The sequence below is a fragment of the Spirosoma sordidisoli genome, assembly GCF_004138325.1.
GTDB lineage: Bacteria > Bacteroidota > Bacteroidia > Cytophagales > Spirosomataceae > Spirosoma > Spirosoma sordidisoli.
Genome location: NZ_SBLB01000016.1, coordinates 1 through 26,013, shown reverse-complemented (window position 1 = coordinate 26,013; position 26,013 = coordinate 1). Strand labels below are relative to the sequence as shown.

The 26,013-nt window shown below is 61.1% G+C and carries 41 protein-coding genes and 1 tRNA gene; 10 read left to right on the top strand and 32 right to left on the bottom strand.

From position 1 onward, the window contains the following. Positions 1-57 precede the first annotated feature (57 nt). The 8 genes from EQG79_RS30210 to EQG79_RS30170 all read left to right on the top strand — a co-directional run bounded on the left by EQG79_RS30210 (position 58) and on the right by EQG79_RS30170 (position 6,989). Entirely contained in the window at positions 58-2,103 is a 2,046-nt protein-coding gene (locus EQG79_RS30210) for a hypothetical protein (RefSeq protein ID WP_129606897.1), read from the top strand. 63 nt (positions 2,104-2,166) lie between these two features. Further along, on the top strand, positions 2,167-2,703 hold the full coding sequence (locus EQG79_RS31190; protein WP_170315675.1) for a hypothetical protein: 537 nt from the start codon (positions 2,167-2,169) through the stop codon (positions 2,701-2,703). Between the two features lie 73 nt (positions 2,704-2,776). Then, complete coding sequence (locus EQG79_RS30200; RefSeq protein ID WP_129606895.1) at positions 2,777-3,640, top strand: hypothetical protein; 864 nt, start codon at positions 2,777-2,779, stop codon at positions 3,638-3,640. A 62-nt stretch (positions 3,641-3,702) separates the two neighbouring features. Further along, positions 3,703-4,890 (top strand): hypothetical protein, encoded by a 1,188-nt coding sequence (locus EQG79_RS30195; RefSeq protein WP_129606893.1) that lies wholly within the window; start codon positions 3,703-3,705, stop codon positions 4,888-4,890. 84 nt (positions 4,891-4,974) lie between these two features. Next, the gene (locus EQG79_RS30190; RefSeq protein WP_129606891.1) at positions 4,975-5,226 is read left to right on the top strand and encodes a hypothetical protein; all 252 of its coding nucleotides are present in this window, start codon (positions 4,975-4,977) and stop codon (positions 5,224-5,226) included. Continuing rightward, a complete protein-coding gene (locus tag EQG79_RS31155) occupies positions 5,226-6,005 on the top strand; it encodes a hypothetical protein (RefSeq protein ID WP_165358989.1) in 780 nt (259 codons plus the stop codon). The genes EQG79_RS30190 and EQG79_RS31155 overlap by 1 nt, the downstream gene beginning before the upstream one ends. Before the next feature lie 11 nt (positions 6,006-6,016). Continuing rightward, entirely contained in the window at positions 6,017-6,505 is a 489-nt protein-coding gene (locus EQG79_RS30175; RefSeq protein WP_129606885.1) for a CHAP domain-containing protein, read from the top strand. Then, complete coding sequence (locus EQG79_RS30170) at positions 6,495-6,989, top strand: hypothetical protein (protein ID WP_129606883.1); 495 nt, start codon at positions 6,495-6,497, stop codon at positions 6,987-6,989. The genes EQG79_RS30175 and EQG79_RS30170 overlap by 11 nt, the downstream gene beginning before the upstream one ends. Before the next feature lie 8 nt (positions 6,990-6,997). Here the strand turns inward: EQG79_RS30170 and EQG79_RS31150 are convergent, their stop codons facing one another. Continuing rightward, positions 6,998-7,276 carry a hypothetical protein gene (locus tag EQG79_RS31150; RefSeq protein WP_165358992.1) on the bottom strand — a complete coding sequence of 93 codons (279 nt, stop codon included), beginning with the start codon at positions 7,274-7,276 and terminating at the stop codon, positions 6,998-7,000. A gap of 88 nt (positions 7,277-7,364) precedes the next feature. Here EQG79_RS31150 and EQG79_RS31145 point away from each other — a divergent pair, with 88 nt between their 5' ends. Next, complete coding sequence (locus EQG79_RS31145; protein ID WP_165358991.1) at positions 7,365-7,793, top strand: hypothetical protein; 429 nt, start codon at positions 7,365-7,367, stop codon at positions 7,791-7,793. Positions 7,794-8,080: 287 nt separating this feature from the next. Here EQG79_RS31145 and EQG79_RS30155 read toward each other — a convergent pair. The 25 genes from EQG79_RS30155 to EQG79_RS30030 form a co-directional block, all read right to left on the bottom strand. Further along, positions 8,081-8,166, bottom strand: a tRNA-OTHER gene (locus tag EQG79_RS30155). A 136-nt stretch (positions 8,167-8,302) separates the two neighbouring features. Continuing rightward, on the bottom strand, positions 8,303-8,710 hold the full coding sequence (locus EQG79_RS30150) for a hypothetical protein (RefSeq protein ID WP_129606877.1): 408 nt from the start codon (positions 8,708-8,710) through the stop codon (positions 8,303-8,305). After that, on the bottom strand, positions 8,707-8,982 hold the full coding sequence (locus EQG79_RS30145) for a ribbon-helix-helix domain-containing protein (RefSeq protein ID WP_129606875.1): 276 nt from the start codon (positions 8,980-8,982) through the stop codon (positions 8,707-8,709). The genes EQG79_RS30150 and EQG79_RS30145 overlap by 4 nt, the downstream gene beginning before the upstream one ends. Continuing rightward, positions 8,979-9,566, bottom strand: coding sequence for a ParA family protein (locus EQG79_RS30140; protein WP_129606873.1), 588 nt, complete (start codon positions 9,564-9,566; stop codon positions 8,979-8,981). The genes EQG79_RS30145 and EQG79_RS30140 overlap by 4 nt, the downstream gene beginning before the upstream one ends. Positions 9,567-9,703: 137 nt before the next feature. Beyond that, positions 9,704-10,045 (bottom strand): hypothetical protein, encoded by a 342-nt coding sequence (locus EQG79_RS30135; RefSeq protein ID WP_129606871.1) that lies wholly within the window; start codon positions 10,043-10,045, stop codon positions 9,704-9,706. Positions 10,046-10,131: 86 nt separating this feature from the next. Beyond that, positions 10,132-10,956, bottom strand: coding sequence for a hypothetical protein (locus tag EQG79_RS30130; protein WP_129606869.1), 825 nt, complete (start codon positions 10,954-10,956; stop codon positions 10,132-10,134). 57 nt (positions 10,957-11,013) lie between these two features. Continuing rightward, the gene (locus EQG79_RS30125) at positions 11,014-11,589 is read right to left on the bottom strand and encodes a VRR-NUC domain-containing protein (protein WP_129606867.1); all 576 of its coding nucleotides are present in this window, start codon (positions 11,587-11,589) and stop codon (positions 11,014-11,016) included. After that, entirely contained in the window at positions 11,579-11,860 is a 282-nt protein-coding gene (locus EQG79_RS30120; RefSeq protein ID WP_129606865.1) for a hypothetical protein, read from the bottom strand. The genes EQG79_RS30125 and EQG79_RS30120 overlap by 11 nt, the downstream gene beginning before the upstream one ends. 198 nt (positions 11,861-12,058) lie before the next feature. Continuing rightward, on the bottom strand, positions 12,059-12,550 hold the full coding sequence (locus tag EQG79_RS30110) for a hypothetical protein (protein ID WP_129606861.1): 492 nt from the start codon (positions 12,548-12,550) through the stop codon (positions 12,059-12,061). A gap of 66 nt (positions 12,551-12,616) precedes the next feature. After that, entirely contained in the window at positions 12,617-13,066 is a 450-nt protein-coding gene (locus tag EQG79_RS30105) for a hypothetical protein (protein WP_129606859.1), read from the bottom strand. A gap of 42 nt (positions 13,067-13,108) precedes the next feature. Then, positions 13,109-13,339 (bottom strand): hypothetical protein, encoded by a 231-nt coding sequence (locus EQG79_RS30100; protein ID WP_129606857.1) that lies wholly within the window; start codon positions 13,337-13,339, stop codon positions 13,109-13,111. 13 nt (positions 13,340-13,352) lie between these two features. Further along, complete coding sequence (locus tag EQG79_RS30095) at positions 13,353-13,724, bottom strand: hypothetical protein (protein ID WP_129606855.1); 372 nt, start codon at positions 13,722-13,724, stop codon at positions 13,353-13,355. Beyond that, the gene (locus EQG79_RS30090) at positions 13,721-14,074 is read right to left on the bottom strand and encodes a hypothetical protein (RefSeq protein WP_129606853.1); all 354 of its coding nucleotides are present in this window, start codon (positions 14,072-14,074) and stop codon (positions 13,721-13,723) included. The genes EQG79_RS30095 and EQG79_RS30090 overlap by 4 nt, the downstream gene beginning before the upstream one ends. After that, on the bottom strand, positions 14,071-14,643 hold the full coding sequence (locus EQG79_RS31250) for a DUF7768 domain-containing protein (protein ID WP_206445622.1): 573 nt from the start codon (positions 14,641-14,643) through the stop codon (positions 14,071-14,073). Before EQG79_RS31250 ends, EQG79_RS30090 begins: the two co-directional genes overlap by 4 nt. Continuing rightward, complete coding sequence (locus EQG79_RS30080; RefSeq protein ID WP_129606851.1) at positions 14,624-15,022, bottom strand: hypothetical protein; 399 nt, start codon at positions 15,020-15,022, stop codon at positions 14,624-14,626. The genes EQG79_RS31250 and EQG79_RS30080 overlap by 20 nt, the downstream gene beginning before the upstream one ends. Further along, a complete protein-coding gene (locus EQG79_RS30075) occupies positions 15,022-15,342 on the bottom strand; it encodes a hypothetical protein (protein ID WP_129606849.1) in 321 nt (106 codons plus the stop codon). Before EQG79_RS30075 ends, EQG79_RS30080 begins: the two co-directional genes overlap by 1 nt. An 11-nt stretch (positions 15,343-15,353) precedes the next feature. After that, on the bottom strand, positions 15,354-16,136 hold the full coding sequence (locus EQG79_RS30070; RefSeq protein WP_129606847.1) for a DNA methyltransferase family protein: 783 nt from the start codon (positions 16,134-16,136) through the stop codon (positions 15,354-15,356). A 38-nt stretch (positions 16,137-16,174) separates the two neighbouring features. After that, positions 16,175-16,507 carry a hypothetical protein gene (locus EQG79_RS30065; protein ID WP_129606845.1) on the bottom strand — a complete coding sequence of 111 codons (333 nt, stop codon included), beginning with the start codon at positions 16,505-16,507 and terminating at the stop codon, positions 16,175-16,177. A gap of 72 nt (positions 16,508-16,579) precedes the next feature. Further along, positions 16,580-17,386: a PASTA domain-containing protein gene (locus EQG79_RS30060; protein WP_129606843.1), complete on the bottom strand. Its 807-nt coding sequence runs from the start codon at positions 17,384-17,386 to the stop codon at positions 16,580-16,582. A gap of 4 nt (positions 17,387-17,390) precedes the next feature. Further along, a complete protein-coding gene (locus tag EQG79_RS30055) occupies positions 17,391-18,176 on the bottom strand; it encodes a hypothetical protein (RefSeq protein WP_129606841.1) in 786 nt (261 codons plus the stop codon). A 682-nt stretch (positions 18,177-18,858) separates the two neighbouring features. After that, the gene (locus tag EQG79_RS30050; protein ID WP_129606839.1) at positions 18,859-19,206 is read right to left on the bottom strand and encodes a DUF6166 domain-containing protein; all 348 of its coding nucleotides are present in this window, start codon (positions 19,204-19,206) and stop codon (positions 18,859-18,861) included. Position 19,207: 1 nt separating this feature from the next. Then, on the bottom strand, positions 19,208-20,026 hold the full coding sequence (locus EQG79_RS30045; protein WP_129606837.1) for a recombination directionality factor: 819 nt from the start codon (positions 20,024-20,026) through the stop codon (positions 19,208-19,210). 19 nt (positions 20,027-20,045) lie between these two features. Next, positions 20,046-20,972 carry a hypothetical protein gene (locus EQG79_RS30040; RefSeq protein ID WP_165358990.1) on the bottom strand — a complete coding sequence of 309 codons (927 nt, stop codon included), beginning with the start codon at positions 20,970-20,972 and terminating at the stop codon, positions 20,046-20,048. A gap of 8 nt (positions 20,973-20,980) precedes the next feature. Continuing rightward, positions 20,981-21,607: a hypothetical protein gene (locus EQG79_RS30035; RefSeq protein WP_129606832.1), complete on the bottom strand. Its 627-nt coding sequence runs from the start codon at positions 21,605-21,607 to the stop codon at positions 20,981-20,983. A 69-nt stretch (positions 21,608-21,676) separates the two neighbouring features. Continuing rightward, the gene (locus EQG79_RS30030) at positions 21,677-21,919 is read right to left on the bottom strand and encodes a hypothetical protein (RefSeq protein WP_129606830.1); all 243 of its coding nucleotides are present in this window, start codon (positions 21,917-21,919) and stop codon (positions 21,677-21,679) included. 130 nt (positions 21,920-22,049) lie between these two features. Between EQG79_RS30030 and EQG79_RS30025 the strand changes: the two genes are divergently transcribed. Continuing rightward, positions 22,050-23,000, top strand: a complete 951-nt coding sequence (locus EQG79_RS30025; protein ID WP_129606829.1) for a hypothetical protein — start codon at positions 22,050-22,052, stop codon at positions 22,998-23,000. Between the two features lie 80 nt (positions 23,001-23,080). Here the strand turns inward: EQG79_RS30025 and EQG79_RS30020 are convergent, their stop codons facing one another. From EQG79_RS30020 to EQG79_RS29995, 6 genes are read right to left on the bottom strand one after another with little or no spacing between them, the layout of a single operon-like run. Then, positions 23,081-23,311 (bottom strand): hypothetical protein, encoded by a 231-nt coding sequence (locus tag EQG79_RS30020; protein WP_129606827.1) that lies wholly within the window; start codon positions 23,309-23,311, stop codon positions 23,081-23,083. Positions 23,312-23,324: 13 nt separating this feature from the next. Further along, the gene (locus EQG79_RS30015) at positions 23,325-23,855 is read right to left on the bottom strand and encodes a 3'-5' exonuclease (protein ID WP_129606825.1); all 531 of its coding nucleotides are present in this window, start codon (positions 23,853-23,855) and stop codon (positions 23,325-23,327) included. A gap of 11 nt (positions 23,856-23,866) precedes the next feature. After that, complete coding sequence (locus EQG79_RS30010; RefSeq protein WP_129606823.1) at positions 23,867-24,229, bottom strand: hypothetical protein; 363 nt, start codon at positions 24,227-24,229, stop codon at positions 23,867-23,869. Then, entirely contained in the window at positions 24,213-24,803 is a 591-nt protein-coding gene (locus EQG79_RS30005; protein WP_129606821.1) for a hypothetical protein, read from the bottom strand. The genes EQG79_RS30010 and EQG79_RS30005 overlap by 17 nt, the downstream gene beginning before the upstream one ends. Beyond that, on the bottom strand, positions 24,787-25,374 hold the full coding sequence (locus EQG79_RS30000; protein WP_129606819.1) for a hypothetical protein: 588 nt from the start codon (positions 25,372-25,374) through the stop codon (positions 24,787-24,789). The genes EQG79_RS30005 and EQG79_RS30000 overlap by 17 nt, the downstream gene beginning before the upstream one ends. After that, a complete protein-coding gene (locus EQG79_RS29995; protein ID WP_129606817.1) occupies positions 25,371-25,967 on the bottom strand; it encodes a hypothetical protein in 597 nt (198 codons plus the stop codon). Before EQG79_RS29995 ends, EQG79_RS30000 begins: the two co-directional genes overlap by 4 nt. Positions 25,968-26,013 lie beyond the last annotated feature (46 nt).

Here is a 26,013-nt window from a genome sequence, read left to right as displayed (position 1 = left end):
CCGCAGGGGATGGGAGCAACCCCATCCCCTGTTTTGTTTTAACCCCCTTCTGATCCCATGCTCGATTTACAACGCGACGTATTGCCCTACCTGCGCCGGGATGGTGCCCCGGCCGGTAAAACGCCCAGCCCGCCGGGAACGGCCCTGATTCACGAATACTACGCCCGGTCGGTGGCCCACAAAAAAGAACTCCGATCGGTCTTTGGCGACGCCTACCCGGAGTACCTCGACATCAACCGGCCCAAGGAGCGGCCCACCCACAAAAAGTACCGGAAGGAGGTTTACCGGAACCCGTTCCGGAGCTACCCCGGCCGGGTCAAAAACGCGCTCGATTACATTAAACAGGCCGACGATTTCGAGATTCAGTTTCCAACCGTAGCCGATGGCACCCTCGACCGCTTCGAGCAGTACGTCGGTCGGACCTTCAGCCCCTCCGGATCGGCCGTCAACTGGTTTTTTACCGAGGCCGTGCAGGCCTACCTCGACGACCCCAACGCGGTCATGCTCACGCTGCCCGAACAGGGGCCGCTCTCCGATCGGGAGTACCCCGAGCCGCGCTTTCACCTGATCCCGTCGGAAAACGTCTGGATGCACCGCAAAGGGCGGTTTGCGGTCCTCTGCTCGCCCCGGCGTAACCGGGTGATTATGCCCGATGGCCAGGCCAAAAATGACGGGCTGGTGGTGTTCTTCGTCGATCACGACTCGTACACCGTGGCCCGCCAGGTGGCCCGCATCGAGAGCACCACCGGCCGGGGGCACCTGCAGTACGAATGGCAGATTCTGGGCCTCAGTAAGTGGGCCTTTGATCCCCTGCACCCCGAGCTGGGCGTTTTCCCCTGGGAGGGACCAGCCCCGGCGGGCTGGCAAACCTGGGAGGAGTTCGATCCACCCCGGCACTACTGCCAGGCCATGCCCGCCCACAAACTCGGTAAAAAGCGCCTGGACCACAACGCCGATGGTGAGGAGCTGTACGAGTCCCTGCTGGCCGATGCCATCCCCCACGTGAAGGATGGCCAGCAGGCCAAATCGGACATGCAGATCGAGTTTAACTTCCACGTCAGTTCCCAGGAGTGGCGCAGAACGGTCAAGAGGTGCACCAACGCCAAATGTTCGGGCGGCCAGGTCATGGTCATTAAGGAGCCGGGCCAGCCCGCCACCAGCGAAACCTGCCCGGTCTGTAAGGGTACCAGCGTGGACATTTCCGGCTCGGGGCTGGATATTCTGTGGGTGTCGGACGGTGATAGTTCGTCGATGAGCGTGGGCAACGCGGGCCTGCGGATGCCCCCCGGTGCGCCGGGCGGCTTTATTCCCCGGCCGATCGAAGCCCTCCAGGAGCTGATCAAGGAACTCAACCGCTGTATGCACGAGGCCTTTACGACCATCAACATGCAGTTTATCCGGGAAACCCCCCAGGAGGTTTCCGGCGCGTCGAAGGCCAAGGATCGGGAGGAAATGTACCGGGAACTCAACAACCAGGGCGACCACCTGCTGACGCTGTTTCAGCTCGGCCTGGAGTACCTCGATGCGATCCGCTACGGCCGCGCCGGTCGGGCCGGGCTGCAGGTGCCCGTCGTGATGGTGCCGGTACGCTACAACCTGGAAAACGCCGAACTGATCCGCCAGGAGCTGAACGAGGCCAAGCTCAACAAGTACGACAGCACGATCATCGAAGCCCTCGAGAAGAAAATGCTCGAGTACACCACCGGCAAACGAAGCGAACAGTTCCGACGCTACGAGCTGCGGACCCGGCTCGATCCGTTCCGGGATATGATCGACGAGATCAAATTCTACACGCTGGGGATTCAGTACATGCTCTACCAGGAAGGCCCCGAACAAATCGAAGCCATCGAACGCATGTGGCTCAGCATCAACTTTGACGGCCTGGTGAGCGATTGCGTCCTGGACGTGCCCGACTTCTGGGAGCGGAACCTGGTCGAGCAGCGGGAGCTGCTGCGGGAACGCAACCGGAACCTGATCGGTAAGCTCACCGAGAAGGGCGTCAACGGCGATATGTTCCCCAAGCTGGAACCCATGACGTTCAACCCGCCGGTCGATCTGCAGCAGACCGCCCAGACACCAGATTCTTTTGTCAATCCGAAGTAAATGTTGTTAACTTTAGACCGATTTGTTCGTAATAGTTATTAACAAATAACCTCTTTTTTCCCCATGGACCCAGCTACTACCCCCGCCGATCAAGCGGGAAACCAACCGGCCGCCCCGGCGGCCCCTGCGCCAGCCCCTGCCCCTGCGCCAGCCCCACGCGCCAACCCGGCCCCCAAACCAGCCCCGGCCCCCAAACCAGCTCCGGAGACGACCAAACCGGCCACGGCTCCGGAGCAATCCGAGCTGACCCCGGCGGCCGCGCCTGTTGCCCCCGTTGCCGCCGTCCGGACCGTGCGCCGTTCGGCCCGCAAAACCGAAGTGGTGGCGTTTCAGACGCCCACCCTCGACCCCAGCGAGGAGCTGCTGGCGCTCGATGAGCTGAGCGAGGTCGTCCTGACGATTGGCCCCAAGCTAAAGCTGGATGGCAACGAGGTAAAAACGCTCGAGGAAGCCCATACCGGCATCTACACGATCGACTTCTACCAAAGCCTGTTCCGCGACAACAAGGACAAAGTAGTTCAGTTCCCCACCAAACTCGTGGGCTACCCGATCTACGACGACAAAAACCAATGGGTCGCTACCGGCCCCGTGCAGGCCTAGGCCCCACCCCCCGGCTCCTGGTGGAGTCGGGGGCCTGTTTAACCTTCAACCGGGCCAATGGCCCAGCAGTACCATGAAACGGAGAGTCTTTCTGGAATCCATACTGACAAAGGGCGGTTTGACAGCCGCCGAAATTACCGACACCCTGGGCGATCTGGAGGGTGATCTGGCCGACGATCGGGCCGAAGCCGCCCAGGCCGCCCTGCTGACGGAGGACGAAGCTGCGGCCTCTGAAAAAATCTCGTCCAAGATCAAGACCTCGGCCCGCGCCGAAGTCCTGACGAGCATCGACGCGATCGTCAAAACCTACGAGAACAAGCTGACGGCCGCCCAAAAAACCGAGCTGGCCAAGCTGGGTACCGACGCCCACAAGCGCAGTCAGTTCGTGCTCAAATGCCTCGACGAAAAAGGAACCCAATCTGGCGACGAGGCCCGCAACGCCCTGCAGAGCGAACTCGACGAGCTGAAAGAAGATCTGGCCAACAAGTACGTGCCCAAATCGGACTACGAGCAGATCACCGGCCAGGTATCGACCGCGCACCGGCGGGCCACCGAGGCCGAGATCGTGGCGGCCGCCCGGACCAACCCCCACCTGCGCGACGTGTCGAAGGATCGGCATTTCCGCACCAACCTGATTCAAGATGCCAATACCCTGTTGACGGAAACGGGCCTGCGCATTTCGGAGCGGGCCACGGTAAAGGGGCGCATCGACTACGCGACGGGCAAAATTCTCAAAGCCGACGATACCAACACGCCGGTACAGATCAACGGCCGGGACGCGACCATTCACGATCTGGTCGAGCAGACCATTAAAACGGAGTCCTTCGACTGGGCCAAAAAATCGGACGGTTCGCCCAACGGCTCGACGATTATACCGGCCGACCAGAAAAATACGCAGCTCAGCAAAGCCCAGGCGGCTAACCTGGCTGACGACTAGTACCCCGCCCGAAGATCGGCGCGGGTTTTTACCTTCCTCTTTATCCAACTTGAACCGCCACCATGGCAAACGACGTAAACCTTTCCCCGGCCCGAATCCTGCGCGTGGCCATTGCCCACACCCTGGGCAACGGGATTAAATTTGAGCAGGTCGGTACGCTGCAGGCCCTGCGCTCGCCCCAGCTCAAGGGCATCACCGATGAGCTGCAACCCACCAAAGCCAAGGAGGAGGGTCGCCTGTCCTTCCGGCAGGGCAGCAACGGTCCGGACGACATCATTCCTACCGTCAAGTTCAACTACAAGCAGCAGTACATGCCGACCAGCAAAGGCACGGCGCGGCAGGTTGACGCGGACGGGGATGCGGTACGCCCGGCTCAGGAACTCGACGTAGACTTTAACCTCTACCGGCAGTACAACCACAAGTTCAACACCATCGACTTTCACAAGCTGGAGCCCCTGGCCGCCCAGTACCTGAAAGAAACGAAGGCGGGCGTCACGGTCACCCTCTCGAAGGATGATCTGAACGAACTAGTGTTGGTGGGTACCGAAATCCTGGATACCGTCGAGGGCGGTCTGCTCACGGACATGAACGGCGACATGCTGAACATGCTCATTGCCAACCGGGGCGGGAACCTGGTCGTTGGCCAGGCCTCGCCCGCCAACAAGGTTGAACCCGTCGTGCCCCTCTACAACGCCGAGGGGATGCCGAGCCGTGATCTGTTGGAAGCCATCAACGAGCTAAAGCGCAAGCACCAGATCACGGGCACGGTGATCATTATCGGGGGCGCTAAACTGGCTAAATGGTGGGATTTAAAGGGCTTCGTTGGCATGAGTGACATTGGCCTCGATCTGAAGGAGGTCTACAACAAACTGCCGGCCGAATTTTACTATGATCCAACGATCGACATTCGGTACGGAGCCGACAAAATTCTGATCCTCGATCCCGGCTCGGCCTGCGGTCAGACCATCCTGGAGCATAAGTACATCGTCAAACAGAAGGAAGTCGCCCAGACCTCCTTCGGGCAGATGAGCCTGGCCATCAACCAGTACGACTCGCCTACGTTCCTGATGGATTTCGATTTGCGGGTGCGGGCCTACGATACGGGCAAGTATCCCCACTGGATTGTCACGCCATCGGCCAAATACGGCGGTTTCGTGCGTCCGGCGGGCTTCTTCAAGACCTACGGCGGTTTCACCACCGTAACCGGCGTGTACGGCTACCAGCTCGTCGATCGGGCACCGGCCGAGTAAGTGTTTACCCCTGCTTTTATCCAACTATAGACGAGGACGGCCGCCGGAAGAATCCGGCGGCCTACTCATAACCCCCCTTTCTGTATGCGTTTTGGCTTCACCGAAACCGACCGACCGACGCCCCGGAGGGTGCACTGGCTGGTCAATGCGCTGTTTTTTGCCCTGCTGCCGACGCTGGTTTTCGTCGAGCAAATCCAGACAGCCCTGAGCCAGGCCGGTGCCCCCGAGGTCGTCACCCGGCACATTGTTTTGCTACACGCCTGCCTGGCCGCCGTCGCCAAGGTAGCGGCCATTTTCACCGGCGGCATCACCAACTATAAACCCCAGGATCGCTAATGATTACCTATTTTATCGGGGGCTTGCTGCTCCTCGTCTGTGCCCTGCTTTGGATGCGATTGGATAAAGTAAGCGCGGATTTGCGCCGGGCGAAAGAATGGCCCCAGGGCCACCCCGAGGACCGCCACCGGCAGGACCGGACCGGCCAGGCCCCGCCGGTGCCCTACCCAACGGCCGAGGACCGGACCGGCCAGGACCGGCCCCAGGTTCACGACTTCGTACCCAGTTACGGCCGCCCGGCCCCGGCTCATCCGCTCGACTGGCTGCCCGGCGCTGGTGTCGAGGCCGGTTCGGTGAAGCCGTTGGCTGAGCCTACCCCCGAGCCAGTGGCCCAGCCACCGGCGGCCGAAACCCCCCCGGCCCCCCTGCCCCTGTTCCGGCGGCTACCCCACCTGCTGCCGGTGTTGTTCGCCCTGTCGATGATCGCGGCCTGGTACGGCTGCGCGGCCTGGTACAATAACCTCTCGCGCTATATCGTGCCCGCTGCCGACACGCTGGGGGATTTCCGGATACTATACCTAAAAAAAGCCGTGGGGGCCTTGTTGCCCTGTTTATCGAGCCTGGTGGCCAGTATGGGCCTGCTGGTGGTGCTCAACTTCAAATTCTATTTCTATATCAACGGATGGACTGCCAAAGATTTCGATTTCTCGACCGATTTACGCCAGCTCGACCGCACAGACGCTTTGCGCCGGGTACTGGTCTTTGTCGGCTTGTTTGCGCTGTTTTTCTTGGCGTTCCTCTACTTCTTCACGCTCAGCCCCCAGGAGCTGACCCTGTAGACCCGGTAGCGGTGCTCAAGGCCGAAAACCGGGTCCACCACGTCCGGGAAAAAACCAACCGCAACGATCACCCCCGGATCACGCTCTACAACGCCCGCAAGTGGCTGCGGCCTAACAGCCCCTACTGCGGTACCAGCGTCGCCTGGGCCATCAAGCAGGCCGGTTGGCTGCTCGACGTGGATTACCCGCCGATCGCCCGCAACTGGGTTCTGAAGAAAAAGCACATCGTCTGGAGCCGGGAGGCCGGGCCGATCGGCGGCCAGCCCCGGCGCAACGACGTGGTGGTGTTTCGCTCCTACGTCAACGGTACGACCTACTGGCACGTGGGCCTGCTGGAGGACTGGCAGGAAGGTTCTATTTACTGTAAAACCGTCGAGGGCAATACGAGCGATCGGGGCGTCCTGGGCATTAAAAAGCCGACCGGGAAGGAAGGCGTCTACGATGAGAAAATTAGAAACAAGAAAGATGTTTATTGCGTGGTCCGGCCGTATGCTGGCTAGGACCGATCAAGGGGTATCCAACGCCTTCGAACTGCTGTTTTGGGCGTTCTGTCTGGGGCTGCTGGCCCTGGTTCGGGTACTCGGCCCGCTGCTGCTGCTGGGCCTGCTGGTGTGGGCCTTGTGCTCCTGCGTGGAGGTCGTCGAGAACGAGCGGGACGTGACCTGGGCCGATTCGGGCCAGGTCGCCCGGCTCTCGATCGACAGTTTGGCGATTTACCGCTGCGACAACTGCCCCTTCGCCAAACGCTACCAGCGGGCCACCCGCTCCCTGGTGAAGTCCTGTAAAAGTTGCCCCTGGCAGGCCGTGCCCCCCAAAACCCACGACCGGGGCCGGGTGCCCCACCTGGAAAACCCGGCCGTCGAGGCCATTGCGGAAAAGCACCCCCTGCCGGTCGAACGCTTCGAGCAACAGGCCCGCCGTCAGTACGTCCAGGATTCGACGCACCTGGCCCACCGTCAACCCCAAACCACCGCCTTTCCATGATCAACGCCCTACTCACCTGGATCAGCGGCCGGGGCCTGGCGCTGCTGAGCCAGGGCCTGACCGGGCTGGGCCAGGCCCTGGGCCGGGCACTGGCCGCCGGGGGCCGGGCGTTCGTCTACCCGGTTCGCTGCTGGCTGGGGCTGATCCTGATCAGCCTGGGCCTGCTGGCCTGGGGCCTCTACGATCGCCACCAGCGGCTGCTGGCCGTCCAGGCCTACGTGCTCGACCAACACGCCCGCACCGAGCGGGAACTCTTGCTGCTGCGGGGCGATACGATCCTGCTGCATGAACAAATTCGCCAACTGTTTAAAAACCTGAACCGCCGTGAACAAGCCGAGGTATTGTATTCTGCTAATCTGCTTACGCTTAGCACTGATGAGTTGCAGCGCGAACTCGACCGGCTCTACGGCCCGGATTCCAGTTTGCGCACCAGCGGGGCCGGATTCGTTGCCCACGATCTCAGCCCTGCCCGTGAGTCGGCCCCGGTCGCTGACCATCACCGAGGAGGGGGCCAGAAAAGCCCTGCTCAACCAGGCCCGCGTCGAGCGGCTGACGGCCGACCTGACCGACCTGCAGGCGGTGATCAACCGGCAGGCGGCCATTATCGACCGGCTCAACCAAACGGTCACCAGCCAGGCCCGGCCCCCGGCCCCACCCCCGGCCCCGCTGCCCGCCCCGAAGGGGGCCGCGCCCGCCGGTCCCGATCCAACCCGGTACCGGACGGCCCGCCTTGAGAACTGGGTCTGGCGGGGCCTGGCGGCCGGGTTGGTGTACCTGGCCCTGCGCCCGCTGATTTCCCCCTAAAATGCAAAACGGCCCCCGCCGACCCAATGGGCAGGCGGGGGCCGTCGCGTTGGACGATACCGAGGGGCGTTGTATATGTGTTTTTATGTTAAGGGAAAAAACCAAGCCGGGTTAGTAAATTGCTAAAGCACCCCCTGGGGAGCGCGTCGAGCAAATGTGCAAAAAATAAGGCCTGGGTCAATAACCCAGGCCTTGATTCTATCCACACCATAATTGCATGAAAAACCGGAGTCGGCTCATACAGTCTTTCGGGACTTACTCGCCCGGCAAGCGGTCGATGCCCAAACTGGCGGCTAGGAAGGGACTCGAACCCCTGTCCTCTGGCATCCCACCTCTCACAGCCAGCACCAGAGTGTTCTGCCCGTTGAACTACCCGACCATGGCCCCCATGATTAAGGCCGTTCATCTCCCGACGACGGGGGGCCTGCCTGGGTACCAGTCTTTCGACGGTAACGTTTCGCAGGGGCAAATGTATAGGTATATTATGAACATTCAGCCCCCGCCCCGGTTTAATTTCCGGAATTTTTGGCGGCCCGCTCCTGGGCCAGAATGGCGGCCACGTTGGCGTTGTGTACCCGCAGGTCCTCCCGCTGGGGACTGATGGCGTCCAGCACTACCCGGCTATCGCCCCGGATCAGGCCTTTGGTCCAGTACTGGAACCCGGCCGCCGGGCGGTCCGCGTCGAGGTGCACGTAACTGTTGACGCCTGGCTCAATGAGCACCGTTCGCAGGTCGGTACCGTCGAGCAGGGGCATGATATAGCCCCGCTCGTCGATCAACTGAATCCGGAGCAGCGTCTTGTGGGGTGCCCCGACCTGCCAGGAGAAAAAATGCCGGTGGTGCTCCTCGTAGAGGTGCTTAGTAATGGTGGAGGTCAGCAGCACGGTCGGGACCGGCCGGTTCGGTTCTTTCTTCATCCCTGTTTGTATTTAGCCAGTAAATCGGTCACGGCTTCGGTGAGCAGATCCTGCACCGACAAACCCGTTTCTACTTTCAGCAACCGGAGTTTTTTGCCGGTGGTTTTGTCGGTGTAGAGGTTGAAGTGGTCGAGTTCCTTCAAGGGCGTTTTGGCGGGCTTGGCCGGTTCGACCGGCACAACCTGCGTCAGGATGGGCTTGGCCGGTTCGCTGAATTTTTTGAGAAACGCATCTTTGCCCGCGTCCAGGGGCGTTTGGTCTTTCTTGCTCATAAGTGAAAATGAATTTCCATGCCCAGTTGGGCGATTTCTTCCTGCGCTTTGGTGTCCTCGGTACCGAATACCCCCGCCCCCGTCAGGATCGAGCGGGTATAGGCGACCCGCTGGCCGATCCGGGTAATGAGCAGCGGAATCGAAAAGCTCGTCAGCACGTCCAGAATGTCCCTGGTAACGGCGTTCCGGTGCTGAACCATGTTGAGCACGATCCCGGCCGACCGAACCCCGGAGCTGGCCACAATGGCCGCCGTGTCCCGGATGGCCAGCGCGTCGAGGTAGCCCGGCCGGATCGGTAAGAGGGCGTAATCCGCCCTGGCCAGCAAACTCGACAGGGCCGCGTCGTTGCGGGGGCTGGTGTCGATGATCAGCACGTCGGCCCCTACCCAACCGGCCAGCACGTCGGCCACGCTGATCAGCCCAACGCTGCCGAGCTGGTCGGCCGCTGCCGTCAGGCTGCCCTGGCTGTCGGCGTCGCACAGGGCGACGCTGGCCCCCTTCTGGCGGTAAAACATGGCTAAGTTCAGGGCAATCGTGGTTTTGCCGACTCCCCCCTTCTGTTGCACTACGGTAATAATCTTCATACAATCTGGTTAGATAGTCTAACGGGTAAACAGGTATTTGGTTAGTAAACTACTCGGGTAAATCACCAAAAAACCATTTAACCAAATGCCTAACTCGGTAATTGGGTAACTGGTTCCCTGGTTCTTTGGTGATTTAGTTATTGGTGGGTGAACCCGATCCAGCGGTCCGCTTTGACCTGAATATAGATCGTGGCCAGGCTGGGTGCGCCGAAACGGTAGTCGATCCAGAGCGGGCCAAAGGCGGTGTTCACCTCGACGCCTTTAGGCTGCCGGTACACCCGCAGCCGGGAATCGTCGGCCTTCGCGTGGTGCATCAGGCCGACGAGCAGGCTAACGAAGGCCTCGCCCCGGATGGCCGTCAGCAGCCGAAACAGCCGGGCATTGGACCGCTCCCGCTCGGCCGTGCGCCGGGCCACGAATTGCGCCCATCCGGCCGTAACGGCCTTCTCCATGGCTTCCTCAAGGGGGTATTTTTTCATAGCTGGTTGATTGACCAAACGGGCATTTGTCCGGTTGGGCATCTGCCCGTTTGGTTGTTTGGTTTTATGGTTAATTACCTACTTGGTTAACTGGTCGCGTTGCCGCCCCGGACAGTCAGCAGGTAGTGCAGGGCGATTTCGCGCAAACCTGGGGCAATGCAGCGGGGGGCGTCGGTGGCGTTTTTGACGGCCATATCCGGCCCGACCAAATTAACCAGGGCGAGGAACCGCTGGGCAAATTCCGGATGATCCTCGACCATGTGGGCGTAGGCGGCCTCGGCCCGCTTCTCGGCCCCCACCTTTACCTCCGTGACGACGACCTCGGCGCCCATCTCCCGGACTTTCTGAACGAGTTCCTGGATCGGCTTGGGGAGCCGCTCGATCTGCTCGGCGGTCATATCCGCCGGGGTAGGGGAGGGGGTTCCTTTGCCCCACATGCGGTCAATGTGCATAATCGCACCCAGCAGCAGGCCCTTGGCGTGGGTGGGAATGGTCAGGCTGCCGATCAGGTCGATAGTGCCCTGTACCCCTTTCCGCTGGACCGACTCGCGCAGCATCTGGATCAGCTCCGGATCGTCGCTCAGCAGCCGCTCGAAGTGCTCCAGGTGGACCGCCTGGCGGTGCTGGGCGGCCAGCTCGTCGGTGGGTAGTTCGGGCTTCGACGTGGCCAGGTAGTCCATGGCTGACTCAAGGATGCGGGTAAATTGTAACCCGCTCTCGGGCTTAGCGAACTGTTGCGCCAGGCGGGAAAATTTGGCTTTGGCCTCGGTCAAACCGAGCCGTTCTATATCAGCCTGCAGTTCGGGCAACAGCATGGGGTAGGTGTCGGCTACGACGGTGTAGCATTGGAGCGGGTCGAGGGTAAGGTAAGCCTCGCGGAGTTCGTCGTTGAGTTGCTGGGGAGTTTTCATGGAATTTGGTTGGTTAGTCACTTTGCGTAAAAAAATTTGGAACAGGATCTGCGATATCTAGTCTGGGGCCGAATAAACGTTGGTCCAGGGGGGCAGAGCGAGGTAATCGTCGAGTACCAGCAGGGCCAGGTCGGCCGTGTAGGCCACGCTACAGTAGTAGCCCTGGCTGCCAAACCGGGTGATCATGTCGAGCTGCTCGGCCGAGGGCCGGTTGGGTTTTACTTTCAGCTCCAGAAATAGCCCATGGTAGCCCTGGCGCGGTACGGCCAGCATCAGATCAAGCACCCCGGCCGTTAGCCCCTCCGCGACCAGTCGGATGCGTTCGGGGCTGTAGGGCTCGCCCTCGGCCGTGTAGCGCATGGTCAGCTTGGCCCCGTTGGGGATGGCGAACAGGAGCCGTTCGTAGGCCGGGTATTTTTTCCGGAACTCGCGCACGACCTCGACCTGCATCAGGTGTTCGAGCTGGCGGGCCGGGGTGCTCTGCTTGACGAGGGCCAGGTAGTCCGACGCCGGTACCGCCCCACCGGCCGGGGCCAGCGGGGCCGGGCGGCTTTTTCGCGCCCCCCCCGGCTTGCCCGGTTGCAGGGTCCGCAGGTAAGCCTGGTACTCCTCGGCGCTCATGCTATCGCTCATAGAGAGGGGGGCGAACGACCGAGGCCCCCGGCCAGGACACCTGGGCGACATTGATCTCGGGGATATAGGTAAACTTGCCCGGTGAGTCGGGGCGCTGCAGGACCACGTAGGCCTTATCGGTCGTCAGGTGGTCGATCCGCAGCTTACCGACCGATACCAGGCGGCCCCGGTGGACGGCACTGGGCAGGCCGGGTTTGCGGGTGGTCACTACGAGGTCTACCCCCGCCTTGGGGTAGGTGATCTGGCGGAGTACTTCGGGGTTGGCGGTCATAAAAACTTGGGTTTGTCGGGGTGAAGAAAACAGGGTTTGTAGCGGCCTACGGGAATGTCCCAGGCCCCCAGGCCGGTTTCGGCGTTGTGGGCGGCAAAGGTTTTACCCGACTTACTGATTCGGGTTACGGTTACTACGACATAATCCTCGCCGGTATAGTACCAGGCGGTCTGTCCTAGTTCGGGCTTCGGCCGTTCGTTACCGAAGAGGACGTTTTCGTAGGCTTGCCGGGCCTGGTCGGGTGTTAACCGGGGAGCTGGCAGGGGAAACAATGCGTTCACGGGCTTTCTGGTGTAAGTGGGCAAAATCAACGTATAGGGCTTGCCGGTGGGCTTCGCGCTGGGCTTCCCGCTGGCGCAGGTGCTGGTCGAGCTGGTCGAGCGGGCCAAACCAGCCCGGCTCGGCTTCCGGGTAGTAACTACCCCGCCGGTCGGGCTGGGGGATCGTGCTGCGCTGGGTCAGGATTCCCTCCTCGGCGCAGCCCCGTTCGTAGCTCAGCAGAAACCGATCCCGTACCTCCGTCGTCGTGAAGGTGAAATACAGCCGGTTCTTGATCCTGACTTCGAAGGCCTCGTAGTGGCGTCGGTAATAGGCTTCCATCGTCTGGAGTTCCGGCTCCGGGGTCGTTTCCGGCAGTTCGTAAAAGCAGCTCCGGGTTGGGTCGAGCTGGCGGGGTTTGCGGTGGCTCATGGGTCAGTTGGAGCCGGGCCGCCATCAGCATCAGATGGGCGGCCCGCTCAAATTGGGTGTCGTACATTACTCAAATGCCCGCTCGGGGTGCTCGGGGTCGATTACGTCGGGCGTATCCGTGTCGGGTGTATCCACGTCGGCCGTATCCACGTCGGCCGTATCGGCCGCGTCCTGGGCCGCCCGCGCCTGCAGGGTGCGGTGGTAATTTTCGACGGCCAGCAGTTCGGGTTCGGTCAGGGATTCCCCGGCGGCCTGCCGTTCCAGCAGCTTGATAAAATCAGCCTCCGCCATAAAGGGGAAATCGGCCATTACGGCCACCGGCGGCTGGGTCTGGCCCGATACGACCATGAGCCAGATTCTGCCGGTCTGGTTGATGGTGGCCAGCTCCTCGGGGCTGGGTTCCCAGCAGGAAATACACACGTCGCCATCGGTAAAAACGGGTAGGGGTTGCACCTCCGGGCTGGAGGGCGGGGCGCTCAACACGCGGTTGGCTTCGTTAAATTGAACAATTCTCATACGATTGGTTAGCTACTATTATGAACAAATTAAACAAACTCATCAGGCTAATTTCTCGAACTGGTCGAGCTGGTTGAGCATCGACAGGTAGGCCTCGCGGGCGGTGAACTGTTCGCGGGCGTCGAGGGGTTCGTCGATCTCGACAAACATGCGCTCGGCCACGTGGCTGCGCATCATCCGGAGGGCGGTTTTGAAGCCTTTCTCCTCGGCTTTGTAGAGCAGGTTACGGAGCCGGGTAAACTTGGAAATTACCTTTTTTACGCGGGTTTTCATGGGGATTCTCGGGTTAGGTAAACAGGTTAAATTGGGTGCCGGGCGGTATGACCACCGGGCGGGTCCGGATCTGCTCGGCCCAGCTCACGCAGTCGGCGCAGATACCGACCCAGTTATCCAGCTCGTAGCCGGGTACGTCGTAGTGCAGTCGATCGGGTCGCTTGGTGCACTTCTGGCACATATCGCCGGGGGCCTTGACGGGCACCGGCGGCTGCGCGAGAAAGGCGGCCAGGGCGGTATCGGACAGTACCCAGTTGGCGAAGCACAGGTAAAAATGCCGTCCGTGCAGGTTCTGGTGCGTCCAGGGGCAATAAAACACGGGTTCGATCACCGGGGCCGTTCGCGTGGTTTTGGTCGCGTCGAGGCCATAATCGCCGTACTTCATGGCCGCGTCAGTACGGTTACAAGCCGGTCCGGATCGCCCTCGCTGTCGCGGTGCCAGACCTCGACCCGATCGGGGTACCGAACCAGCCGGTACCAGGCGTCGAAGTGGCCGCTGTTGCCTACGGAGGTGGTGCGCATCCACTCGTTGAGGTTGCGCTCGAAAACCTCCAGGCCCGTCGTTTCGCGGAGCTGCTCGACCTGGGCCATTAACCGGCTCTCGGCTGCGCGGGTGTACCGGCGGTTCCGATCGGTGCGGACCAGGTACACCATGCCGCCCGTCAGCAGGTCCAGTAGGGTGCTGTGCCTGGGCCGGTTCGGCGCGTCGTCGAAGAGGTGTAGCTGGCGGCTCATGGTTTCCACTCGTTCAGCATGGCCAACACCTGCAAACTGATCGCACCGGCCTCTTCCAGGCTAAAGGCCTGCCCCCAGGCCTCGGCCGCTGCCAGCCCAGGGGGCGATACCGCGCTGCGCATTTCGCCCTGATCATCGAGCCAGGTCAGGCGAATACGGCCCTCGGCGGTTCGCTCAAACAGGCGGTACCGATCGGCCAGGGCGGCCGAATCCCAGCCCAGGCAGGCCAGCGCCCAGTGGGTTTCCTCGCTCACGCCCAGGCTGCGGTATTCGACCGGCCGACCGGCGGCCTGGGCGGCCTGAATCCCCAGCTTCATGCCGGGGCTGATGCCGAAATCGGTGTAGACGACGCTGGCCTCGGCCATTGCGCCCCAGAGCAGCCCGGCCTCGATGCCCTGCGCCCGCTGGCCGGGTTGGGCGTCGTCGAGTACCCCCGGCTGCGTGTACAGCAGGTGGGACGCAAAGGGGGCCTCCCCTCGGGCGAAACAATCGGCCAGGCAGGCGCGGCCGTAGGTCATGTTTAGGGCCGTGTTACCGGCGTAGGGGGATTCAACAAGCACTCGTTTCATGCGTTGGTTGTGGTTGTTTGGGTTGCGGGTTCTCCCGGCGGGGGGGAACCGAAATCGGGGGGTCGGGGTCGAGGTCTGCCGGCCAGGGTTCGGGATGCTGCCAGATGGTATAGACTAACCACTGGTGATCCTCCAGGCGGCCCTCGATCCGCTCAAATGCCAGCCGCTCGACGATCGGGCGGCCGTCGTAGCGGCTGAGCTGGTGAATCTCGATCGGCTGCCGCTCGATGGTCACCTGGTCGCCGTCGATGGCGATCCGGTGCAGCACCCCCGTTACGGGGTGCCGCCCGGTGACGATGCCCCAGCGGGGCGGCCGAGGTACCCGGTCCTCGGTGGCTCCGCTGGGGCGCTTTCGCTTAGCAGCCTTTCGCTTAGCCATTAGCGGGGGTAGGTTGCCGATCCGGTCGCGGGGGCCGCGAAGGGCATCATCTCGGACGGATCAAAGTTGATCACGACCGGACCAACCTGCACCCGGTAGGCGTCGCCCTGGTGACGGACGATCTGCTCGGCCGCCGGGTCGGCCTGGATCAGCAGCGTAGCGACGGGCACCGTATTGACCAGCAGCCGAAACCCGTCCTCGGTGGCTTTGACGTGGCAACGCTCCAAATCGAGGGCGATACCGGGCTGCTCGATGTGCACCGCGCAAAAGGTTCCGGTCTGGGCTGCAGCGGCCAGAATGGCCTGAATTACCTTGTCCATGGGTGTATGGGTTAACCGTTGAAAATGAATAAGCAGGTAGAAACACTGGTACCGGATTCGGCAAACGACCCGGCCGGAATGTCCACGATCTGAACCGAGCGGCCCAGGCCATCGACCAGGGAACGGAACGAGCGGGACGGCGAATCCCCCGCAAACCGCCAGTGCGTCGAAAGAATGGAAATGAGCTGGCCGCCGGGGGCCACAAAGCGGAGCATGTGGCGCAGGTGCCGCACGTCCTGGTTTTTGGCGAAGGGCGGGTTGGCCAGGATCAGCGCGTACTGGCCGAACTCGTCGGGGGTAGCCGCCAGGAAGTCCTCGCCCAGTACGTTGACGATGGCCCCCTCGTCCGATCGCAACTGCCGCAGCTTCTCCCGGTTGAGATCCCAGGCCTCGAAGGTGTCCACGTTATGCTCGGGAAAGTCTTTCCAGAACGCCCGGATCAGAGCACCATCCCCGCCGTGGGGTTCCAGAATGGGTGCCCGCAAACTCGTCAGGTCGTTTACGTAGGTCATTACCCACTCGGCCAAGCCGGGCGGGGTGGCGAAAAACTGGTATTTCTTTTTGGGACTCAGCTCGCCCGTGTCGAGCATGGCCTGAATGGCCTCGGTGGGGTTGTGGGGAAACTGAATGGCTTCCTTTTTGGAGTTCCACTTCCCGCCGATCTGTTCGAGGGTGGTTTTGACCTTGAGGTAGAGGTCCCGGCCGAGCTGGCCGGGCAGGTACAGCAGATTGTCCTGAATGGTGGAGCGTTCGAGCACGTCGAGGACGGCTTCGTTGAATTGGTTGGCTTGCATCGTGGCGAAACGTTAGCGTGAAAAATGAAAAACAGGAATTAAGACTGGGTAATGGGTACGGCCTCGGTAATGGGCTGGTTGAGCAGAAACTCCAGGGTTTTCCGCTGGGGATCGGGCAGGGCGGCCTGCAGGGCTTCCAGGATGCCCCATTGCGCATCGGTCAATCCGACGATCAGGTAATTCAAGGCCTCCAGTCGGCGCTTGGCCGAGTAAAGCGTATTGATGTAGTGGTCGGCGTCGGCCTGGCTTAACCGGCCCTGGGTAACGAATTTGGGGTAGGCTCCGTGGCGCAGGCCTAGCTCACGGCCGACTTCGGTAATTTCTTCGGCCAGCGATACCTGGGCGGGTTTGGGCTTGGTTGGCTTCTCCATGTGAACAAAAGTAACATTGTTGATAATTTGTTAAAACTATTACGAACAAATTGGCCAAAAAAGGGGCGTTTTTTAGGAAACGCCCCCATCGGGTAAGGGTTCGGCCCCGGCCGGGGGCGGCTGATCGAGCACCTCGGCGGGCTTTACCCCGGCGTCGATCCATTCGGCCAGTAAGAGAATAAACGCCAGTTGTTTGGCGTACCGGCGGGCCTCTTCCAGGGGTTCGCCGGTCAGGGGCGGGCCATCGGCCAACTGGGTTTTTTTGAACACGTCGGCCAACCGGCGGGCTTCGGCCCGGCCGGTCGGGTTGTGGCGGGTGGTGGCCGCTGACCAGGCATGATGTTGTTGGAGGGCGGTCAGGGCCTGCTTGAAAATGGCTTGTTTGCGCTCGGGGGTAAAGGGGATTAGTCCCTTGGCGTCGAGCCATTCGTAGATAGCATTGCCGTGATCGGTTACGGTTTCTTTCGCCCGCAGCCGCTGGTAGGCATCCTCCAGGCTTTGGCGCATGATGGCCTCGATCTGGTCGGGGGTCGGCTCGGGTCGCTCGGCCGAGGGCAGCAGCTTCTGCCCCTCGATCAGCGGGTGCAGGATTTTCCCCCGGTGTTTCCAGTAGGCCCGCATGATCTGGTTGAGGCTGATGGCGTCGAAAATCCGGATCGGCTCCAGGCCCAGCTCCCCCTCGACATAGAGCTGATAGGCCCGGCGAATTTCGGCCGTGGGCGTCTGGTGGTACCGCTTGCGGAGGTAGGCCGTCATGTGCAGGAGCTGCTTGGCGGTGGCGTCCGCGTCGGCCGACCGCAGGCCCAGCAGAAACACGATTTCCTTGACCAGCCCGTCGAGTTCGTTCTGGTCAGCTTCGGCCAGCCTCGGCCCGTTCATGGCCTTAATCATCCTCCTCTGCTCGGAGGAAGCCTGGGAGGGTATCGCCAGCTTCGGCGGCCCGCTCGAGGGTTTGATTGAGATCGAAGTGGACGGGTTGTTTGGGGGTTGGGGTAGCGTTTCCATAGGGACTGCGCCGGTTCCGGCGTTCAAGTTTTGGCTGGTAGATTTCCCGATTCGAGCGATCCAGCCGGACGGCCAGATTAAACTGGCCTGCCCGGTCTACGGTCATGGTGTCGGAGCCGTCGGTCGATTCGGTCCAGTAGGTGATAAAGTCGGTGTACATCTCCTCGTCGTACAATCCGGCGTTTTGGGCCTGAAACGTTCGCACCAAGGCGATAAAGTGCGCTTTGCGGGCCTCCTTACCCAAGCCGGGTGGAAAAAGCCGTGCAGCGGATTTACGGGCCTTGATCCAGCCCCGGACCTGGTTGCGCAGCTCGGCCGAGCTGGGATAGCTGGCTTCGGGGTGCTGTTCGACGAAACCCACCACGTCGGCCCTGGCGTAGCCCCGCAGCTTGACGTGATCGTAAAGGGCATCGGCCGTCAGGCTGAGCCCCTCGGCGGGTAGGTGCACCCGGACCCGGCCCAGCAAATCGGGCAGCGGTTGGTAGGCTACCGGGGCCGCCGGGTCGGTGGGGGGTCGGGCGGGTGCGCTACGTGCGTCGCGGGCGGGCGGGTGCGCAGAGAGAGAATTTCTAACACTCTCTGGTAATATAACTATATCTAACTCTCTCTCTCGGGCGGGGGTCTGCGCGCCTGACGCGGGTACGTCCGCGCTACGCGTAGACACGTTCGTAACTGCCTGACTCTCAAAAAAAACAGGGGCACCGGGCGGCAATTTTTGCGCCGTAAAACCGTCAATTTTTGACCCTTTTAGGCGGCCCGATGTTAAGGTTTGTTTGATAAAATGGTCAAATTTTGACCCTTTTACCGGGCTAAAACCGTCAAAATTTGACCCTTTTACGGGGGGCACCGGGCTAAAACTGTCAATAATTGACCATTTTACGCGGCTCAATGTTAAGGTATTTGTTAATACATTTTTGCTAAAACCGTCAAATTTTGACCCTTTTTCACCCGTAAAATGGTCAGAATTTGACCCTTTTACGGGGGGGTCTGTTAAGGTAATTGGTAAGGTTGCCGGGTTGGGTTTCACCACGTCAAACAGGGTATAGGTCGTTTTATTGCCGCGCCCCCGGCGGGTTTCAAAGTGAAACAGGCCCGCCTCGGCCAGCCGCGCCCGTACCCCTTTGAGCGTGTTTTTGCTCATCCCGATCAGGGTTTCTATATCCTCGTCGCTCTGGGCAAACGGGTTCTCCCATTTGCCCAGTTGGCACAAATGCACCAGGCAAAAGAAAAACTGAGTTTCCGACGGGCTAAAGTGGCTGATGCTATGTTGCCGCCAGAACCGGGCACTCTGTTCGTTGAGGTTCATTGCAGCTCAAATAAGGCCCCGGCGATCGGCCGGGGCGGTACTAAATATGGAAGGGCGGCAGACCGCTTACGTGTTCAACTTCCCCCTGGGGGGTCATTGAAAAGTGAACCTCGAAGGGTTCTTCCATATGGAGCCGGGCAATGATCCACATTTTAAAGTACTGGTAGTTTTGCAGGGCTAGGGCGGTCGGCAGCAGGTCGATCAGCACGGCCAGCGCCAACTGGGCCGGGCCGGAACCGCCGTACCCCCAGGCGAAGCCGTCCGGGGAGTGGTTCTTAAACTGCTGGCTCCGTTCGGGGCTGAGCCGTGCCCCGTTGAGGGTAATAACGGCCTCGCGCCAGCTTTGGCGGGCGGGGTCGAAATCGGCTTTTAAGACGTGTTTTTTCATTTTACAATTTGGTTGGACCGTCCAGGCGCAGCCGGTCACCCTCGCCGGTGGGCAGGGTGCTCAGCTCGTCGGCCGAATAGGTGGCCAGCCGGGCGGGGTTAAACGTGGGATTATCCTGCACGTACTGACTGATGCGCAGGCCGGTTTCGATCGACAGTTGCGGGATCAGATCGACGACGGGGTACTGGCGACTGTCACCGGGTTTATTGGACCGGACTTTTTTCACCGTGAGCATGAACGGCAGGAATCGGATCATGCCCAGGTCGCGCAAACACGCGTCGAAGCGATCGCGCAGGTTGGGGATACTGGTAGCGACGCCGTGGGTCGAAAACTGCCAGTAGCCCAGTACGGGTACGTCCTTGACGGCAAAGCGCAGCGTCAGGGTCGGCACCCACTGGGTCCCCAGGTGGCTGGCCGTTCGCTGGAGAATATCCGGATGGTCGGCCTGGCTATAGGGCTGGTAGCGTTTGGCGGTCGCGTTCCAGATCAGAAACGTTTCGCCGTCACCCGAGCCGAACAGGCGGCCCGCCTGGTCGCGGATTTCGAGCCGTTCGGGGCAGACCTCGCTCAGCTCATCGGAATAAAACAGAACGGGCAACTCACTGGGTTTCTCGCCGTAGCGGTCACTAATCAGCCGGGCGTAGGTGGACCGGATCACGAAGTAATCGGTAGATCGTGGGTAAGATTTTCCCCGTTCCGGGGTAACGGTTTCCCCAATGCTGATCCGGCCCACTTCGGGCAGGGTCTTGTGGGGTGGGGGGGTATCGGCTAATTTGACGGGGGCCGACGACCCCAGGGCGGTGTACTTAATCCGGGACATTTTGCGAAAACGTTAGCGGTTAGGACTGGTACGCTTTGAGCACCACCTCGGACAGGCCCAGGACCTGGTGATAGTCGGCCGGTGGCTGGCCCGGCTTGATCAAGCCGTCGAACTCGTGATATTGTTTGTTCATATCCGTACTGTAAAGAGCCTGATACACCGTCAGCAGGGCATCTAATACAGCCGGGGTAAATCGGGTTTTGCCCTGGTCTTTGAGCGTGTAGGTGGGTTCCTTCTGGAAGTCCTTGGGTGCCCAGGAATACATGCGCTCGATTTCCAGGTGCGGAAAATTCTCTTCAAATATCAACTTGTTAATAACAAGTTGCAATTCTGCGGACGAATAAATGCCGCCCGACTTAAAATCCACCTGCGCCAGCACCCGCCCAAACTTGGGAATGGTGAGGTAAGCTACCAGGTCTACCGTGCCGCCGATCCCCAATTCATCGGAGGCTAACATGCCCTCGATCAGGACCGGCTCGACCTGGTACTCATAGCAGAACTGGGCGTAGCTGGCCACGCACTTATTAAGCCGGGTAGTCCACTCTCCGATCAGCCGGGGCGAGTGACCCAGCCCCAGCAGGTAGCCCTCGACCCGTTGGCGGGTGTTGCGGAAGTCGAAGCCTTTCTGGTGAAAGTCGGCAAAGCTGATGTGCATCAGCGTCCCGAAGTCGGCCGCCAGGTCGCGGACCGCATCGGCGTTCTCGCCCTGCTTTTTCATCCACTCGATCAGAAACGAGCTGGTGGGCAGGACTTTCTTGCAAAAGCTGGTCGTACTGATAAAGAACCGGGCGGCCAGGTTTTCCAGCATATCGCTCCCCTCGACGGTGTAGTAATACCGATCGCTGGCCCGGTCGAACCGGCGCAGTAAACGCGGCTGACCCAGCAGCACGGTTTGGTTGGCGTAGATAAACAGCAGATCATCGACCGAACTGCTCGGGGCGGACATCGGGGTAGCTACCATGCTTTGACGAGGTGGTACATCAGTAAGAAGAACAGAATGACGACGACCCAGGCCATGAAGCTGTTGAACAGCTCACCGGCGCGGGTGATGGGGTTGGTTGATCGGCGTTTGGCCATGGTCTGCAGGTAGTTTGTCAGGGGTTGATAATAACAAGATAACAATAGGGTAATACCCAGCAAAACCAGCGGGCCGACCGGGAAGGGGGCACCGTGGGGGTTGTGGGTGGGGGCACCGGGTACCAGGTAGGGCCGACCCAGGGCCAGGGCCAGGATCAGCGCGGCCAGGGTTTTGGGGCTGCCTGGTGGCCCCATCCGGCGGAGCCGGTCGCTGGCCGCCCAGATGGCCTCCCAGATGTCGCGCTCGGCGTCGTTGCGCTCGATGCGCCAGAGCTGACCGATCAGCTCCCGGACCAGCTCGGCGGCCCCTCGCTGGTACAGGTGGAGACAAACCGTTTCGGTTTCGCCGTAGACGTTTTCGACGGTGGCCAGCACGTGCCGCCCCTGCACCGGCAGCAGCCGGGCCGTGGCGGGCCAGTCACCGCTCAGCCGGGCCTGGAGCACCAGACCGTTGACGGTCCGGTACAGGCTCAGCTCCTCGGGGGTCATGGTCGGAGTTGGCATAAATTTTGACCGTTTGTTCAATAATATTACGAACATGGTGACGAAGGAACTAGTCTTGCCGTCCCGAGTTCAACCTTCGGCCAGGGCCGGGGTTTGGGTAATAACCGCCGTCAGGGTGCTCAGCTCGGTAGCCATCTCGCTCAGCACAATTTCAATCACGCGGGCCGTTGAATTGCGCGAGAGGTCGCCTTTTTGCCATTTGGTGACCGATTGGCGGCATACGCCCGCCCGGCGGGCTACGGTGGCAACACCCACCTGCGCAGCGAGTTGCTGGAGGGCTTGTTGCCGGGAAATTTGGTTTTCTGTTAGCATATTCAGTACATTAGTGGTAATGTTGGCAGTAAACTTTAACAAAGGTTAATTGTTAATAACATTTGTGCAAAGTATTACGAACAAATTTGGAGAGAAAATGACAGCAGCACTGGACGCACCTAAGGCAGTCATGAGTTTAGAGGAAAAGCTCGAAATGTTGCACCGGGCTTCGGGAGCCAAATCGTTCGCCGGGTTTGCCGAATTGGTAGACGTAAACGTACAGACCCTGCGCCGGATCGGCCACAAAGGGGAGTGCAGCGATCGGATCATCAACCGCATTGCGGGCCGTTTCCAGGGCCTCACCCCCGAGGTGTTGGCCGATCCCACGCAGCCGCTACCCAGCAACCTGCGGGTGATTCCGCGCCCGCCCAAAAGCGACGACGTGGCCATACCGGCCGAGGGCGAACAGCTCCGGCGGTACCTGGTCGCTAAGCGCATCCGTCCGGCCCACCTGGCCGAAACGATGGGCGTAACCCGGACGCAGGTGCACTATTACCTCAAAACCCACAAGTTCGAGGAATCCAACAAGGCCGCGATTCTGGCGGCTCTGAAGGTGCCAGCCTCGGCCGTGTTTATTGATCAGTCGATTTTGCTACGTCACGCGGGCCAGCGACCGGCGACTAATTTGCTGTCGGTGCTGATGATCCGGCCCGAAGATCGGGTAACGGACGCGCCCAGTTTGACCGACGAAATGCTCAATTTTACGCCCCTGCTGGCTCCGCCGGGTCGCTCGTTTTACGTCAGCCCGGCCCTGCTCGAAGCGGCACCGGCCGATCTGGCCCGGTGCGTAGCGATTCAGATCACGGCGGCCGACAAACTGGGGCCGACCTTTCAGCCGGGGGCGATCGTCCTGGGCCGGTTGGTCGAACGCCAGGACTGGCGTAGTATTTCGACGACGACGGCAGCCCTGATCATGGGCGGCCGGTTGAGCGTTCGGCGCTTACTGCGCAACGACCTGGGCGCTAACCAGCAAATTGAAGTGGGGTCATTTTCGCCCCAGGATGGGCCTTCGCAGCTCATTCACGAAAACGACATCGAGGCCATGTTTGCCATCACGCACATACTCCTCTCGCCCGCTTAACGGGTGGGGGTTCCGTATTTTTTACAATTTGGTTAGACACCCGGCCCCCCTTGGAGGCCGGGTGTTTTGTTGGTACCGCCTTAGTTGGCCTCGACAATGACCGCCCAGGTGTGGGTCATGCTTACTACGTCGCGTTTGCGGTATAGCTCGTTTTTGGCCTGGGCCAGGTCGGCCTCGGTGTGAACGCCCCGGATCGGGTACAAACAGAAGCCCGCTCCGCCGGGTCCGCAGAGCCAGTCGTCGAAAGCAATGTGGTTCTCGGTGGCGAATTTGCGATTGTACTGTAGTTGGGTGATCTCAATATGGTGCATGGTCTGTAGTTGGTTATTTGGTTGTTTGGTTATCTAACCACTGCCAAACGTGGCGGCAGGCCCGGCTATCGGCCAGGGCGGTGTGGGGCGGGCCGAAGTCGGCCCAGTTGCCGCCGGTCTGCTCGACGGCTTCGCTCAGTTTCCAGGGCCTAAAGCCGGTCCGGTGATAGGGTTTGGTGGCGGGCTGGCCGACGTGCCGGGCGTAGCGGCTCATGCAGCAGTCGAAGGCCGACCAGTTGGGGCCGTGCCGGAACAGGGGCAGCAGAAACCCGCTGTCGAAGTCGGCGTTGTAGGCCACGATTTTCTCCCGGAAAAACAACGCGCTCAGCGTAGGTTTAAGGTCGAACAGACTGGGCAACGGCTGGCTGAAAATAAAGTCTGGGCTGATGCCGTGCTGCTCCTGGGCGCGGGGCCAGGACCGGACCAGCACCGGCCGGAAAAACTGATTGATCAGGGTGCCGCCCTGCTCATCGACGATGGCCAGGGACAATACTTCATCGACGCCCGGCTTTACGCCGGTCGTTTCGACATCGAGAAACAACATAGCGGAGGGGGTTAAAGTAAACGTAACTGTTCGCCCTGGGGGGCGGGGGGCCGGGGCGTCTGCACCGGCCCGGCGGGGGCCGCCAGCGGCTCGGCCAGCCGGTAGAGGGTAAAGGTGGCCAGCTCCCCCACGTGCACCGTTTCGCGGTGCTCGGCCCGGCCGTAGGGGTGTTGGCTGGGGTGGTACGAAACGGCGATCGGCTGACAGCGGGGATTGGCCCGGTTGAGCCGATCGACCACGGCCCGCAGGTGATCGGCCAGGTGCTCGGGTCGCTCGACCAGCCGCCGGTCGTAGTCGGGCAGCGTATCGGCCAGGGCCTTCTGGAGTCGGTTGTTGGCCGCGTAGACGTGATTGAGCTTAATGAAATACTTCATGATCCCGGAGTAGTTTAAGGGCGTAGGCCTGGGTTAATCGCTGGCCGTCGTTCCAGTACTGCACGTCCACATACGGCCGCAGCGGGCGCAGGTACCGCTGGCCCAGCCGGGGCCGTAACACGGTGTAGCCGCGCACCTGAACGGCCACGAAAAACGGTACCCGTTCGTCGGACTGGGTGGGATCGGCAAACAGGACGTGCTCGGGCAGATCCTGGGGGTTTACCGTCCTCGGGTCGAGCCGTCGCATATACTTGCTGACGGCCAGGTAGGGGCACACCTGGAGGGCGTAGTGGAGGCAGTCGTAGTGCGTCGGCGCGTCGATATACATGCCCTGGGGATGGAAGGCCGACAGTGGCCCGCCGACGAGCCATTGATCATCGGCGGGCATCGACTGGCCGCAGATGGTACAAAGCCCCCCGGCGATACAGGCCTCGACGACCGTATCATTATTGATCTGGAAGCGGGGAACGCCCTGGGCGTCCCGCAGGACAATGTGGGGAACGGGGAAGCCCCGCCGGTCGCGGGGCAGGGCTTTCATGCGTTCCGGAATCGCTACGTTACGCCAGTCCTTCATGGATGGGAGGGGGGCTATAGGTGGACAAATTCGGGTTTTTGATGGCGGTCTGCCACATGCTCAGCGGGTCGAGCTGGTGAATGATTTGCGCGGCCCGCTGGTCGAGCTGGTCGGCCTCGTCGGCGTAGTGGTCGCGGTGGAGGCCCAGGGTGTATTTCAGGTGAGCCGCCATGGGCACCGGCAGCGGGACCACTCGCAGCAGGAGCAGCTCATTGGTCTGGGCGTCTACGAGCATGATCATGGCCTCGGGGGTGGGGGTGTTGCGAAAGGCCTCCCAGCCCTCGGGGGTGATCCGGGCGCCGTTGAAAAAGAAATCCATAAACAGCCCTTCGGTTGGCACGGCCAGCAGCACGAAGGGCAGCACGTCGGTTTCAAAAACGGAAAGCGTCAGCTCCTGGGTGGCCAGGGCCTGCTGGTCGGCCTCGGGTACGTCGGTGAACAGAACCAGGTTGATAAACCCGGCGGCCGATATGAGTAGACTCCCCGGCTGGCCGGGCTGGGGGTTGGCAAAGGGAAACGGCTGGCCTACCTGGTAGGTGGCCTGGTCGAGGTAACGCTGGTAATCGCTCATAGTATAGATTGAAGTAAGAGGTGAAAAAAATCGTCGTTGTCGAACCGGCACTGGCCCTCCCTGGCCGCAATCGTGCCTTTGTAGAGCCGTTCGGGGTCAATGCTCACCGAGCGGGTCGAGCTGAATGGTTTGGCATACCGGATGATCTCGACCGACAGGCGGGGGGCGGTAGGGAGGACCTGAACCGCCCTGATCTCGATCCGGACATCATGGTGGATATTGAGTTGCATAAATTCGGCCGTCGGGTTGAGGTGCGATAATTCGCCCTTCGATGTGCGTAGGGTCCACAGGTCCCAATCCTCCCAGGCGTCGGTCGCATCGAAAAAATTGTTGTCCTCGGAGACGTAGCTCATGCTATGGACGAAGCGGGAGAGGGCCGCCCGGTTTTGTAGGATCTGCTCGATCTCGGGCAGCTCGCCCCAGGTGGGTGGGGGCACGACGGGGCCGACACTAAGGGCTTCGACGGTCTGGCCCTGGTACTCGACCTGCGTTGGTTGGGGCGATTCCACGCCGGGCGATTCCACGCCGGGCGATTCCACCGCACCGGCGGACCGGCCGGGCGCGTCTGAGTGTGGGGTATTGTGGTCAGTCATGGGTAAAAATTGGTTGAGGTTACAGTAAGAAGTTTAAGCCAAGCAA